This window comes from Aliivibrio sp. 1S128 (genome assembly GCF_001691065.1).
Taxonomy (GTDB): domain Bacteria; phylum Pseudomonadota; class Gammaproteobacteria; order Enterobacterales; family Vibrionaceae; genus Aliivibrio.
In genome coordinates this window covers 1-13768 of sequence record NZ_MAJV01000126.1, presented here as the reverse complement: position 1 = coordinate 13768, position 13768 = coordinate 1, and the positions used below count along the sequence as shown (strand labels likewise).

General features: G+C 38.6%; 12 protein-coding genes and 1 pseudogene. 5 read left to right on the top strand and 8 right to left on the bottom strand.

Translation table 11 applies throughout. From position 1 onward, the window contains the following. Positions 1-8 precede the first annotated feature (8 nt). Together eda and A6E03_RS17105 are read left to right on the top strand one after the other, a co-directional pair. Positions 9-623, top strand: coding sequence for a bifunctional 4-hydroxy-2-oxoglutarate aldolase/2-dehydro-3-deoxy-phosphogluconate aldolase (eda, locus tag A6E03_RS17110; RefSeq protein WP_065591049.1), 615 nt, complete (start codon positions 9-11; stop codon positions 621-623). Between the two features lie 85 nt (positions 624-708). After that, complete coding sequence (locus A6E03_RS17105) at positions 709-2226, top strand: DUF2264 domain-containing protein (RefSeq protein ID WP_065591048.1); 1518 nt, start codon at positions 709-711, stop codon at positions 2224-2226. A gap of 136 nt (positions 2227-2362) precedes the next feature. Here A6E03_RS17105 and A6E03_RS17100 read toward each other — a convergent pair whose 3' ends face one another. The 4 genes from A6E03_RS17100 to A6E03_RS17085 are packed head-to-tail and all read right to left on the bottom strand — an operon-like array spanning position 2363 to position 8800. Beyond that, a complete protein-coding gene (locus tag A6E03_RS17100) occupies positions 2363-3208 on the bottom strand; it encodes a hypothetical protein (protein WP_065601379.1) in 846 nt (281 codons plus the stop codon). Continuing rightward, the gene (locus tag A6E03_RS17095) at positions 3205-4503 is read right to left on the bottom strand and encodes a hypothetical protein (RefSeq protein WP_065601378.1); all 1299 of its coding nucleotides are present in this window, start codon (positions 4501-4503) and stop codon (positions 3205-3207) included. Before A6E03_RS17095 ends, A6E03_RS17100 begins: the two co-directional genes overlap by 4 nt. Further along, on the bottom strand, positions 4503-5141 hold the full coding sequence (locus tag A6E03_RS17090) for a hypothetical protein (RefSeq protein WP_065601377.1): 639 nt from the start codon (positions 5139-5141) through the stop codon (positions 4503-4505). The genes A6E03_RS17095 and A6E03_RS17090 overlap by 1 nt, the downstream gene beginning before the upstream one ends. Continuing rightward, positions 5138-8800 carry an ATP-binding protein gene (locus A6E03_RS17085; protein ID WP_065601376.1) on the bottom strand — a complete coding sequence of 1221 codons (3663 nt, stop codon included), beginning with the start codon at positions 8798-8800 and terminating at the stop codon, positions 5138-5140. The genes A6E03_RS17090 and A6E03_RS17085 overlap by 4 nt, the downstream gene beginning before the upstream one ends. A gap of 218 nt (positions 8801-9018) precedes the next feature. Here A6E03_RS17085 and A6E03_RS17080 point away from each other — a divergent pair, with 218 nt between their 5' ends. Further along, the gene (locus A6E03_RS17080) at positions 9019-9870 is read left to right on the top strand and encodes a WYL domain-containing protein (RefSeq protein WP_065591043.1); all 852 of its coding nucleotides are present in this window, start codon (positions 9019-9021) and stop codon (positions 9868-9870) included. A 116-nt stretch (positions 9871-9986) separates the two neighbouring features. On the opposite strand, the gene A6E03_RS17075 is transcribed toward A6E03_RS17080, so the two are convergent. The 3 genes from A6E03_RS17075 to pnuC all read right to left on the bottom strand — a co-directional run bounded on the left by A6E03_RS17075 (position 9987) and on the right by pnuC (position 12266). Further along, on the bottom strand, positions 9987-10670 hold the full coding sequence (locus tag A6E03_RS17075) for a Crp/Fnr family transcriptional regulator (RefSeq protein ID WP_065591042.1): 684 nt from the start codon (positions 10668-10670) through the stop codon (positions 9987-9989). 130 nt (positions 10671-10800) lie between these two features. Then, the gene (locus tag A6E03_RS17070) at positions 10801-11535 is read right to left on the bottom strand and encodes a nucleoside phosphorylase (RefSeq protein WP_065601375.1); all 735 of its coding nucleotides are present in this window, start codon (positions 11533-11535) and stop codon (positions 10801-10803) included. Beyond that, on the bottom strand, positions 11532-12266 hold the full coding sequence (gene pnuC / locus A6E03_RS17065) for a nicotinamide riboside transporter PnuC (RefSeq protein ID WP_065601374.1): 735 nt from the start codon (positions 12264-12266) through the stop codon (positions 11532-11534). Before pnuC ends, A6E03_RS17070 begins: the two co-directional genes overlap by 4 nt. Positions 12267-12517: 251 nt before the next feature. On the opposite strand from pnuC, the gene A6E03_RS20290 reads away from it, so the two are divergent. Both A6E03_RS20290 and A6E03_RS19905 read left to right on the top strand, forming a co-directional pair. Then, the gene (locus tag A6E03_RS20290) at positions 12518-12664 is read left to right on the top strand and encodes a JAB domain-containing protein (RefSeq protein WP_176703501.1); all 147 of its coding nucleotides are present in this window, start codon (positions 12518-12520) and stop codon (positions 12662-12664) included. After that, on the top strand, positions 12664-12966 hold the full coding sequence (locus A6E03_RS19905) for a DUF2787 family protein (RefSeq protein WP_083190346.1): 303 nt from the start codon (positions 12664-12666) through the stop codon (positions 12964-12966). Before A6E03_RS20290 ends, A6E03_RS19905 begins: the two co-directional genes overlap by 1 nt. Here the strand turns inward: A6E03_RS19905 and A6E03_RS19900 are convergent. After that, positions 12894-13768 (bottom strand): annotated as a pseudogene (locus A6E03_RS19900) (tyrosine-type recombinase/integrase); the annotation flags it as partial. The gene A6E03_RS19905 and the pseudogene A6E03_RS19900 sit on opposite strands and share 73 nt — an antisense overlap.

Genomic DNA, 13768 nt, shown 5'->3' with positions numbered 1-13768 from the left:
GGTTCAAAATGAATTTAAACGAAAAACTAGCAAAAATTAAAGTGGTTCCTGTTGTTACAATCAAAGATGCATCTAAAGCAGCAATGATTGCAAAAGTTCTTGTCGAAAATGATTTACCTTGTGCAGAAATTACTTTTAGAACAGAAGACGCTGCACAAGCGATTAAGAATATGCGTGAAGCTTATCCTGATATGCTAATCGGAGCTGGTACTGTTATTCGTAAAGAGCACGTTGATTTAGCGATTGAATCTGGCGTCGATTTTCTAGTTAGCCCTAGCATTAACCCTGAAATAGTGAAATACAGTCAAGAGCGTAATATCGAAATAATTGCAGGTGTAAACTCTCCTTATCTAGTAGAGAAAGCAATACAATTAGGTTTACACACCGTTAAATTCTTTCCTGCTGAGCCATCAGGTGGTGTGGAAATGCTAAAAGCATTATCCGCTGTATACCCTGTTCAGTTTATGCCAACAGGAGGGATTAATCTTAATAATATTAATAACTATTTATCCATTCCTAGTGTTGTTGCTTGTGGTGGTAGTTGGATGATACCAAATGAGTTAATAGATAATAATGAATGGGACAAATTAGCAGCTCTTGTAAAATCTGTCTCGGAGCTTTAATTATTTATGAAAAGCCGTTCATTGATTGAATGGCTTTTTAATTCATAGAGTAAATAACTAGAACAATAAAAAGGCTGTACAAATCATGTCCCCTACTCCCCAAAGAAAACCGTTTTCATTTGAGCCTAAACAAATACAAGAAACAGAACGACCATTTATCGCTTATGAACATCCAACCATAATAACTTACGCTAACTCAATTAAAGAAAATATTATTAGATATAAAAATAAGAAATCAAAATATACGAAACACGATAATTATATAAAAGATCTATTTTCAAACGACACCACTGATTTAAAGACGCAATGTAATGCCATAGTAAGTTATATATCAGAATCATTCATACATTATTCTGTGTGGGATTTCAGTCATGCCTACTATCCAGGAAGACCTAGCCAACAAACTGCAAAAATTGATGCAATAGAAGGTACAAGTAGAACATTACCAACGCTTGCTGCATGGCTACACGCAAATGGTAAAGAAAATACTAATATTATAGGGCTTAATAAAAAACCAATAAATGTACCAGACGTTCTTCGCCACGCTTTTCTTGCAGGGACAAACCCACATCACAAAGGATTCTGGGGACAGCTTCATGATTACGATCAGAAAACGTGTGAAAGTGCAGATCTAGCTTTAGCTCTATGGATGAGTAAAGAATGGGTATGGAACTATTTTTCTAATGCTGAAAAGGAACAAATCACGACTTGGTTTAAACAAGTTAATCACTGTAAAACAGTAGATAACAATTGGCATTTATTTGTTCTAACAGTACAACTCGTTTTAAAAAACCTTACGGGTGATAATCATATTCAATATAAAAAATATGAACGAATCAAAGAGTTTTATGTTGGTGATGGGTGGTTTCGTGATGGCGCTAAAGGCAATTATGATTACTATAATGCATGGGCGTTTCATTACAGTTTGTATTGGTTTACAAAAATAGACCCAGAATTTGATGCTGATTTTATTCGAAGTTCGTTATCAGGTTTAGTGGCTAATTATCGCTATTTCTTTACGGCCAAAGGGCTTCCATTTTTTGGTAGAAGCGTTTGTTATAGGTTAGCAGCAACCGCTCCTTTATTAACTGCTGTAGATTTACAAAGTTCAGCGATATCAATTGGAGAAGCGAAGAGAGCCTTTAGCACCAATTTGAAATATTTCATTTCCAACGGAGCATTACAAGCAGGAATACCTACTCAAGGAATATTTGGTGATGATTCTAGGTTAATCGATAACTACAGTGGGCCAGCAAGTAGCTTGTGGTCTTTAAGGGCATTAAATATCGCCCTGTTTTGTGGAGATAATACTAATCTTTGGCAAGCAGAAGAAACACCGCTAGCGATTGAAAAAGAAAATTTTGAATTTGATATCCCATCCATAAACATGAAAGTTATCGGGATATTTGATACCCAAGAAGTTATTACCATATTTAAAAATGAATATACACAAGAACAATCACCACTAACTCGGCGTTTACTTACATCAGAACCATGGAGATTATGGTTTGAAACTATAACGGGTCGAGCTAATAGACAAAAAAATAACTTATTAAGAAAAGGGATTACATGTTATTCATCTAAAATGAATAGTTTTTTTTAATAATTTATTTTTCCTTTTTGGATGAGTTAATAAAGTGCATGGGGATAAAGATGCCACACTAACTGTGGCATTTAAAAATAACAGATCTTTGCTGCTTAATTAATTCGTGATACTTACCTTTAGAGCAATATCGTTACTAGATTTTGTATAACCTCACGCTTATACCGTTTGCCATAATTGATTCTTGGGTTATCCCTTTTTCTACACTAGACATTAATAACTTTAGCTTAGGCGGAATGAGTGCTGATACTTGCTCCCAGTTTTGGTACTGATTATTAAATAGATTCGAGCGTCCATGGTCTTTAAGTGTTTCTTTTGATAAATCAGGAATGAGTATATAACCAGCCCCCGATGCGAAGGCTAAAGAAATACCTTTAGGATCGGTATCAAACCAAGCAACCAGTTCTATCTCTGGAAAAGCGAGTGCAATCTCTTTTGATATAACCCCTCCTTCTTTATCTCCTCGATAAACTATCAAAGGATTTGAACCCATATCGGATTGTACCAATCTAAATTTTGAAAATGCTTCGTAGTTTTCAACAATCACGATTTGATTGTGGTCGATACTTTTCAAACAACTTAGAGAGATTTCAATATTCATGCCCTCTTCTAAATCGTATTTCCTGCCATTTATATTCGTTGATAAAATCCCATAAACTTTAATTATCTTCTCTTTGACAGGTCTTGAACTTAGCTTCTCGTTTGGAAAGAACTGAGCCATATCCGTTCGAGAATTCGGGATAGGGTCAGTTAAAAGATCAAAACCTGATTGTTCTTTAATTATTTTTCTAATTTGACGTATATCTCTAGGCGTCAGCTGTAACTTTTCACCACTGGTAATTCCAACACTAAAGTCGCGGTGAAAAATCTCAAAAACGCCACTCAGCACTACATTGGTACCGTCTTTAACCTTCGCTGGAGAGAAAAGCTGTTTAAGACGATTTAAATCACTACTGGTTATATTATCAATAATTCTACTCACAGTTTCCTCGCTATAGACACATCTTCTAAGTGAAGGTTGCCATAACCTATATTGCTACCTGTTGCTAAATAGGTATAAGACCCAATAGGCTCGACGATAAAGCCTTTGCTATCTTCGGGAAGCATTGAGCTATGGAAGTTAAGCACGCTAAATAACCACACATCTTTAGCACAAGTGAGCTGGTCAAGATCTTCTGGTAAATCACCATTGATTTGCTCGTAATATTCCAAGGCTGAAATACTGGTTTTTCCCTTCCCTATAAAAGCTTCAGCAAAAAAGGTATCGCAATGAGAATCAATGTCCGCTTCAATCAGCTCTTGTATTTCAACATCAAGTGTCAATTCTCGGCGCTCAGCTTCTTCAACAACCGGAAGTTCATCTTGTTCGACAGGTTGTGCCGTGATTTTCTCAACAATATCGGCCAATTCTGGCTCTTGGTCCATATCATCAGGATTTGGATGGTGCGCAAATTCAATCGGCTCTGAAAGCCAAAACGTCGGTATGCCATCGTGCTTTGCTATCTCATCGGGCAAAATCAAATCGTCACTTGGTGTCCAGTGTGGCTCTTGATCAATAAACCGATCAAAGGCGTTGATCAGGTCTTTATCACGCTCTCGGTTACGATACTTCAGCATCAAAGCTCGAAGTTGAATTAGGATAGAGCCGAGCTCTTGTTGGCAACTACGAATAGCTCTGTGCATTTCAGTACAAAACAAGGTGTTGAGCTCTGAGTTATCTCCAGCCGTTTCACTCAACAACTTAAAAGAAAAAGCTTTCATGCCACTAACAAGCTTTTCAGCTTGCTCTATAGCGACTTGGTTCTCTTTTTGCTTTTGGACGAGCGTATGACCATAACCAAAGTCATAACTGATACGGTTTCTTAGGCGACGACAAGACTCTTGCAAATCCATTGTAATTTCATAGACTACCCCTTCAAGGCTATTAAACCTATCTGCCTCTTGTTCTCTTTTGCCATTTAATTTAGCTTCCAGATATTCTTGTGCAAGGTTCTGAATTTCTGGAATGCGCTCAGCGTGTTGAGTTCCAAGAAATGAACTAGCTTCCGTTTCAAGGAAATAGTTCATCAGTGCTTCCATCTTAGGATGTACACGGTAGCCGCGGCTTGTCACGATAACAACACGGGCTTCTTTTAACTTACGTAGGTCGTTGGCGTTCTCATGAGTTTCACGTATCGTGCCATTTTCAAAAACATAAGTTAATGTGTCCTTTGCTTGGCTGATTAAGCTAAGCATGTGGTTGACACCACCATGTTTCCCATTGCTTTGAGAGCTCATCAAAAGTCGAACTCCTCTTGGTTCTCGTTTGCTTTGTTAACTGCCTCAACAATCTTTTCATGGGTATCGATGAAATCGAGCACTTCGTAAATAAAATCTAACTTTCCTGTCATCACATAGAGCTGACGCTCTTTATTGACTAAATGAGCCACCCCTTCTTTAACCAGAAATTCGACAACCACATTGAGTTTATCAGTTGCACTGTCACGCACTTTTTTTCGACTCACTTTCGGGAGTCGGTAAATACTATCGAGTTTATCCATCAAGCTAGGAGACGATTGGATTTGTGCACTCAATACAGGCACACTTAACTCATCACCACCAACCATCACTGCTTCAACTTGAGCAGCCTCACTGACTGTCGCCACGAACTTAACCACTGGTCGGATGATACCGTGTACATTGTTCATCAGCGCGGTCACCTGACGACGATTGTGATCGTCGATACTTTTATAGGTGACATAATAGGCACTGGTTCGGCTCGTACACTGGAGCTCTCGGCTCATAAGTGTCAACGCTTGATTGATTTCTCGGCGAGTACGATCCTCTTTAAGCGTCTTATAAGCTTCACGATCGGTTGCTGGACAGATAAAACGACCACTAAGTAGAGACTCTAGGACTTGTGATACTGGCTTCATGCTTCTACTCCTGTGCTAGTTTCAGCGGCTTTGGCTAACGCGAGTTTACTTACTTTAGGTTTGTTGAAAATGTTCTTGTAAGGCGTTAAGTGGTACAGGTACTTAAATAAATTGGCTGTACGGTTATTACCATCGGGCTGAGCCGCAATAACATTGAAGTTGTGTGATCCCATCATCTTAAGTAGTTTGGCTTGGTTTTCTGCCGTCAGTTTACCAATCTCATCGGTTGGGTAAGTTATTGATAGTCGACTTGCTCCACGTTGTTGCGTCAGTAGCGCTAAATACAACATGGATTGAATAAGCAAGTTCGTGCCATTACTGGCTAAGTCACGCATATCTTTATCTGTTTTAGCGGTTTTACGCTGGTTGTTCTCGATAACTTCAAATTTGATGTCAAACAGCTCAGTAGGCTTCTTAACTTTCTCGGCACTAATATGGTAAGTCAGCGTATCTAAAGCACTGTAAAACTCTTTAGTTGGTAGCTCAGCAGATCCCGTTTTATCCCACTCTTCATAAATCTCAGAGAAGTTAATAATATCTTCCCAACCTTGTAGTTTAGAAAGTGTACTTTCAACGTTAATGTCAATAGAACCAACCACCGAGAACGTGTTATTGACCTTTACTTGTTCGGAAATATTGCGACCAAGTTTCTTAATATCACGATCGAAGCCAAGTAGCCGATGCTTGAAGTCAACGAGCATACGCCCCATGTTGACCGCGCTTTCAATTGTTATACGGGTCACTTGAGGAATAATGTCATTCATGATTATTTCTAGAATATCTATTCGCTTAGAGTCACTAGCAACAATATCTTCTGTAATAGTGTTTCGGCTGCTTTCATTCCAGAAACGATACAGTTCCCCGTCACCAAGGTTGAGAGTGATAGTTTCCATTTGTTGTATATCTTTTTTACGTTGCTTAGTAAGTCTCTCTAACTCCGGGAGTTTGCTCTCCACATCATTCAATAGTGAATTTAAATCGCCGTTATAGTCGTTCTCTTCTTGGCTCCCTTCTTCGCCCTCAAACATCACGTAGTTAGTTAGGCGAGAGATTGCACTGTCAGCTCGCTGCTTGTGGTTCTTTAAGATAGATAGTTTTTCATCAAACTCTTTCTTGGTTCGATTAGCTTCGACTCTAAGCTCTATCAGTTTTGTTTCTAAAGATTTAACTTCTTGATGCACCGCTTCAAGTTCTTTTGCCTTAGTATTACGATCGTCACGCCTCTTAGGGTCATCCACTTCATAAACAGCAATCCATGTCTCATATTCTTTGATCTTATGAGACTTCGCTTTTAAGTTTTTGATCTGATTATCAAGAAATTCAATTTCTTCTTTATAGCGTTGATAGATTTCACCGCTAATACCTTGCTTGCTCAACCGCTGTTCATACTCCGTTTTGATACGCTGTTTGTTCTCGCCTAACGTCAAAGTACTTTTTTCCAGTAGTTCATCTATAGCGCCGATCGTGAGAGCAAGTGATGATTCAATATTGCCAATTTGAGTAAGCCTATCGTTGTTTAGCTCTAATTTTGCCTCTTTAAAACTCTCAAGCGCCAATGAGACTTCTCGCTCAATCTGGGATATGGCTTTCTCAATCGATTTGATGCTTATATTTATTTTTTCGATTAAGCCCTCTTTTGCACGAGCAATCTCTATTTTCTTATTGTTAAGGTTAACCTTAGTTTGAGCTAGGTCACCTTCAGCGTTGCGCAGCTCATTGCGTAGTCGTGACAACTCTAGACCTGACTGTTTAACAGCAGAGTTATTTTTTGAAATTTTCTTATTAAAATCGGTCTCTGTATCGTCAAGCTCATCGATAAGATCCATCAATCGAGCCTGCTCTTCAACATCAGCTTTGTTGGTGACACTACAATCAGCTAGGCTGCTCGTATCGATGTACAAGTCATACATAGAACCTGAATTTTCAGTCATTGATGGTGTGAGTGTCGTGTCCATCAAAAGCTCATCGGTAAGAACACGACCAAGTGGAGAGCTTTGCCATCCCTGTCGATTAGCTTCTAGGAACGAGAACAAGGTTCCTGAATCTGGGTCTAATCGGTTACTGACTACTTTGAATCTAGCTTCGGCATCGCGCTTGTTACGACGAGTGTCCTCTAAGCTTTCGAGTAGCTTTTCACGTTTAGTTTGTAAGTTGGCTCCTTCCTTCTCGCTCACAAGTGTCGTGTGTTTTAACGTATCGACTTCCTCTTGCAATCTGTCCTTCTCTAACTCCAATTGTTCTCTCTGTTCAATGAGAAGCTCATCAATATCAGGATTTTTTAGTCGCTGTTTTTGAGTGGCTAGATCAGCCTTACGCTTCATTAGAGTCGAAGATTTGTCAGTAGTGAAACTTGTATGATATTCGGTCAGTTCCTTTAACTGTGGCTGATACACAGCGTCTATCTTATCTTTCTTAACCTTGAATTCTTTTTCGGCATCAAGTTTTTGCTCTATTAGGTCAGACTTTTCTTTATTGAACTTACTAACAAGGCTTTGTTTGTCTTTCTCATACTTTGCTTTCGCATCATTGAACTTAATTTCAAGATCGGCGTAACTTTGTCTTTGATGTGTCACCTTATCTTCCATTTCTGGAAGTTGCTTAAGCTTAACCGACAGTTCTGGGTAACCATTATTTTCGTATGTTATAAGCTTGCTGTGATGAACGTCGATCTCAGACTCAATACTTGTAATAGAACGTTGAAGAGCATTCTGTCGAACCTCTTTATCGAGCTTTTTTTCATTAATTTCGCCAATCTTCCTATCGCTATTCTCAAGAAAGTCTGCGCGCATTAGATCTGTTTTCTTACGGGACTCATCAAGGTTTTCAGAGGCTTCACGAATGATTGTTAAGGCATTGGCGAGCTGAGTGGTTAAGTACGCGATCTGCTGATTGTTCGCAATAGCTTCAATGAATGCGTCTTTTTTATCTAGGAAAGCTGTTAGACCGCTGTAGTCATCGCACCATTGTTCAATTCTGTTCGCATCCACACCAAATTCTAGTGTGCTATTACCTTGTTCAAGAATATCAAGAAAAAGCGCCTTGGTGTCCGCCATGTTGAATTCACCCTGAATCAATGCGGCGGTGATTTTTTCGATATGACGAACATCATGACGGCCAGAGCACAAAGAATAACTTAGAAACTGATTGTTCAAAGTTCCTGCATTAATGTTTTGGATAATTTCGCGGTACTCTTTGACACTAGTAATACGGGACTCATAATCCAAACCGTTAACGGCCAGTTCTGCGGCCAATTTTGTACAGGCAATAGCGTATGGCTTTTCTTCGCTGTCTTGTTTAATGATCACTGATTGTTCAAACTGACCTTTAACGAAAAGGTAAACAATGCCACCTTTAGTACTGAGGTTTCGATAACAAATGACATGAGCAACTTGACCACGAGCAGTAATGTACTCGAAAACAATATAACTGTTGCTGTGTGGTAAGTACCATTCTACAAAGGGTTTATTAACATTCGATTTCCTGACGATCTGCGTGCCAGTCGCTCCATAAAAGAACGGAATAAGCCTTAATAATGATGTTTTTCCTTCTCCGTTACCGCCAGTGATCTGAGTGGGAGAATCAAAGTAATACTCTGAAAACATCTTGTTTTTCTGATAGGAATTTATTGCGATAACTTTGGTTAATCCGGCATACATCATCGTATTTATCTCGATCTTTGTTGTTTTTCTTGACTGAAAATCAACCAGTTTGAATTTGTGGCAACTAAATCAGGTTGCAGCTGCCATATAATTTATGCTCTCACAGAAATGGCTTCTGAATCTAATACGCCCTTCTCAATATCCATAATAAATATATGTACTTTATGGCTACATGTATATACTGTACACATCAACATGTAGCATTTGTGAGCAGGAACATGATTCAAGTAGATATTAAGTGGGACCAACAAGTAAGATTTCGATTAATTGAAATCATAGCCCAGTGGGAAGGTCGACTGACAACAAATCACCTATGTGACGCTTTTCATATAGGCCGCCAACAGGCTTCTAGAGATATCAATAAATACATTAGTCTTACAGGCCAAGATCAATTGATACTAGATAGGACAATTAAGGGTTACAGGCCAGCAGATAGCTTTAAGCCTCGGTTTACTCAAGGTACTGCTCATGAATACCTTATGATGCTTCATCAACAGTATAACCAAGAAGAAACATTTGAATTCTTTAATTGGGGGGAAGCTCAATCGACAGTATTGAATGTTCCTGAAAGGGCTATATCGCCAAAAATCGTTCGAAGTTTAATTGCTGCCGCAAGGGCTAATCTTCGTATCGATATTGATTACGTGTCTCTATCTACACCTGAAGTTCGAGGGCGTATAATTGCTCCTCATAGCTTGGTCTATGATGGTATTAGATGGCATGTGAGAGCATTTTGTGAAGATAGAAGTAGTTATCGTGACTTTGTATTAAGCCGTTTTAGAAACGAACCTGACTTAATGGATAGATCACTAAATACACGAGAATATGATGATGATTGGAATCACCAAGTTCAGTTAACGATTACACCTAATCCCTACTTATCTGAAAAACAACAATGTATCGTTGCTGACGATTATGCTATGGAAAATAAAGAGTTAAAAATCACAACTCGCAAAGCTTTAGTACATTATTACTTACGCCGAATGGGAACAACACAAGACAAAGGATTACTAAAAAAAGAACCGGAAGTTCATCAATTAACCGCACATTTCGACACAAATAGATATTAATAATGAAGTCGGTAATAAGTTTATCTAAAAAGAATTTATTATAATCAAGGTGTAAACACATTTCAGGACAAGCCAAAAACAAAAAAGCCCGCACCTTTCGATGCGAGCTTTATGTTCTATTCATGGCCTTCTAAAAAAGATCTCAATTCATCTTCATTAATAATGATTAAACCTTGATCACTTTTTTCAATGAGATTTTTATCTACCAGACTTTTAACTGCTCTTCGATATACTCTTTCAGACGTTCCAAATCGCTCGGCTTCTTGAAGTACTTTATCAAAACTCCCTAATGCCGCAGTTATACCACTTTTCTGCATTAATAGGTCATATCCAATATTATACGCAATAGGATGTAACAAACGGTTGGTATAAATATCCATAGAGTCTTGGTAATCTTCTGCTAGCGCTGCCGCAAAAAAGAACATCATCTCTGGCTGTTTATACAAGGCTTTAGTTAACGCTTTTAAGCAAATCGTATCTACTTGCAAATACTCATCAGCTGCGACTGTCCACTGACAAGGCGTTTGAGTGAAAAATTCCATTTCCCCAAAGATATGATAATCACAGTTAGCCTCACCAAGCTGAAATCGTCGCCCATTAAGAGCCAAAATACTCATAGACACACGACCACCAGGAACAATATAAATGTAATCTAGCGCCTCACCTTGACGAAGTATTTCTGTACCTATATCAACATAACCTGTACTTACTTGGCATTGATAAAGCAGCTCTTTAAATTTATTACTTTTACTGGCTAAGAATGAGTAAAAGCGACCAGAAGAATAAGGACTGATTTTCATAATGAACTCATCTAGAAACAATGGCTGCAACGATAATTAGATCCAACTCTAAACACAACTCTTTCTAGCCTTTTGCCCATAAGTTGTGCTTTAGATCGCTTTAATTCACTAAAGCACAATGTTACTTACTTTATGCTCCTTGCTTACATAGCGCTTCTAATGCGGTAATGGCCGCTAATCTTTCGCCATTCATCATTGCTGCATTATCATTAACATATTGATTAACGCCCTCTTTCACGTCTTGTTGGTAAAGAACGACATTATTAAGAATAGAAGCAACCTGTAATCCACGAAGTCTCCCTACAGTGAATAGTGCTGACGTTTCCATATCTGCACCTAAAATGCCTTTCTTATTCCAATACTGGCAGAGTTGCTCTTCTTCATCGGTATAAAAGCTATCGTGTGACCGAACTACCCCAAAGTAATGCTTTACGGGTTGACTCTCTAAAAAATGGTTTATTTCTTTTAATAGAGTAAAACTCGCATAGGCTGGATAAGCAGAACTAATATATGCTTTAGAGCCGCCTTCATCACGCACTGCACCTTCAGCAACAATCAATTCCCCTAATTGAATATGATCTTGCATCGCACCAGCAGAGCCCACTCGTATAACGTGTGTGGCGCCGCATAGTTTCAGCTCTTCAATTGCAATGATCATTGATGGTGCGCCAATCCCTGTACTACAAATCGTTATCGTTGTGCCTTTATACTCACCATTAAACACTCGATATTCTCGATTTTCAGCAAGTAACTCAACGTTATCCATCAATTCAATAATACGATTTACTCGATCTGGCTCCCCACACACAATGACATAAGGCGCTACTTGATTTTCATTAACACAAATATGTGGTTGTTTACTCATGCTATTGCCTTTTCTACTTGTTTATCATTACTATTTTCTTTTGCTGTACGAGCCCATTCACGAGCACCATTAGCGGCAATAAACATAAGAATTGAGTATTGAACAGACATAGCAAAAACACCTTGAGTTGCATAAATACCAATACTAATAATGTTAATGACTATCCAGAGCATCCAGTTTTCAACGTATTTACGAGTCATTAATACCTGTGCAACGATAGATAAAATAGTCATCGTAGAATCCCAGAATGGAAACGCATCAGGCGCTAATACTGGTTTAGCTAGCTCAGCACCAAATAGATTCATCCCATCAACAGCAATTGTTGCTAAACCAAAGAAAAATGGATCGATGTAGATAGTAAGTAAAGCAATAGCTACAATACTCACCCCTGATATAGCAAGAAGTTTGGATTCACTTAACCAACGAACTTCAAGTGTTTCTCCACTAGAGTTAGGTTTTGTCCATGCATACCAGCCATAGATGTTGGCACAGAAAAAGAAGAGCTGAAGTAATAACAGGCCATAAAGTTGTATTTGAAAGAAAATGACTGCAAATAATGTAACGTTCAGTAAACCAAAAACGTAATTGATGGTTTTTTCTTGGCTTGCAAACCAAATACACAATAAACCAAAAATAGTACCAAAGCCCTCTACCCAACTCATGGCATACCCACCACCAATTGGAATATTGACTAGCGTATTATTTATATCTAATAGAGAAAATAGGTCCATGTTTTTTATCCTTTATTATTATCAGTGCCAGAATCATAAAACAGGATCATCTAGAATGAAGAGGACATTTGTCCCCTCACAATAGAGCGTTATCTGATTTTTATATACTAACTCTTAAATATACCACCTGGAGCACTCTCAATTTATTCTAGGTTATCAAGAATCCCAATTCGCGCATTCAAATTTCAGCAAATTCTCAAGCACATATCACCACCTTGAATATACACATATATCTTTCAAGGAAACCTATTATGCACCCTACTGATTACGTTACCACTTCACCTATGACGGCCTTACAAGTCTTTGAGAAAGCAGCTGAACTGCTAGATATTCGAGTGCTTGACAATGTGGTGGTTGGCTCACCTTGCGTCTCTTTTGCTGAACGAGGACTTATCTAATGAAAAGAGAAGTAGTTGTTCATGGTAAAGAGCTAGCATTACCTAAAAATTTGCATCGTCATCTTGAGGTGGTACTCGATAGCTTTTCTCTTCGTACTGACATCAATCGACTTTCAGTGAACTTTCGAAACACCAGCTATTACCATCGACGAGAAGGATTGCACCCTGTAGAAATGGGCTTTGAGCGAGATGACATTAATCGTCACATTTGGAAGCTGGTGTTTATAGATCAGCTACCAGTAGCCGCCTCTTCAATATGGTCACTCCACCACATCATTAGAATCTTACGTCGTTCAAGGTAGTCTGTGCGATAATAAGCACTTCGAACCTTATCTCTATCAACATGAGAGAGTGCCGCTTCAATAATATCCGCATCGAAGTTTTGTTCATTTAAGGTAGTACTAGCTAATGCTCGAAGGCCATGAGAAGTTTGTCTTCCCTTAAATCCCATTCGCACCAATGCTTTATTAGCTGTTTCTTTATTTATATGATTTTTATTGCTTTTACCAGCAGGGAAAAGGTATTCACTCTCGCCAGTGATAAAATCAATCGTTTCTAATAAGTCTAAGGTTTGCTTTGTTAATGGGACGGTATGTACCCTTCCCTTCTTCATTCGTTCAGCTGGGATAACCCAAAGCATTTTTTCTTTGTCTATTTCATCCCAGCGAGCACCAGCAGTCTCGGTAGGTCTTGTCATTGTATGAAGTTGCCATTCTAACAAACAGCGTGTGATAGGCTTAATAGATACCTAATTAATCGTTTTTAACAGTTCTGGTAGATCTTTAGGATCTAGCGATGTCTGGTTAGTAACTTTTGCAGTTTCAAACGCTTTCCCAATACCAGCAAGTCTATTATGTTCGATAACACCAGTATTCACAGCAAAGGTCATGATCTCATTTAAATTACGACACAATCGCCCTACCGTTTCTAACTTACCTTGGTTCGCAATTGGCTTAATGGTTTTTATGGCTTGTGGAGCGGTAATGTCACCAAGCAGGAATTTACCTTGAGTAAGATTAGCTCGCTTTTTAGTGATTGGTCGCTGGTGATTAAATATCCAAAATTTACTACCGATTGACTTTATTCGAAGTGCAAGACCATTAC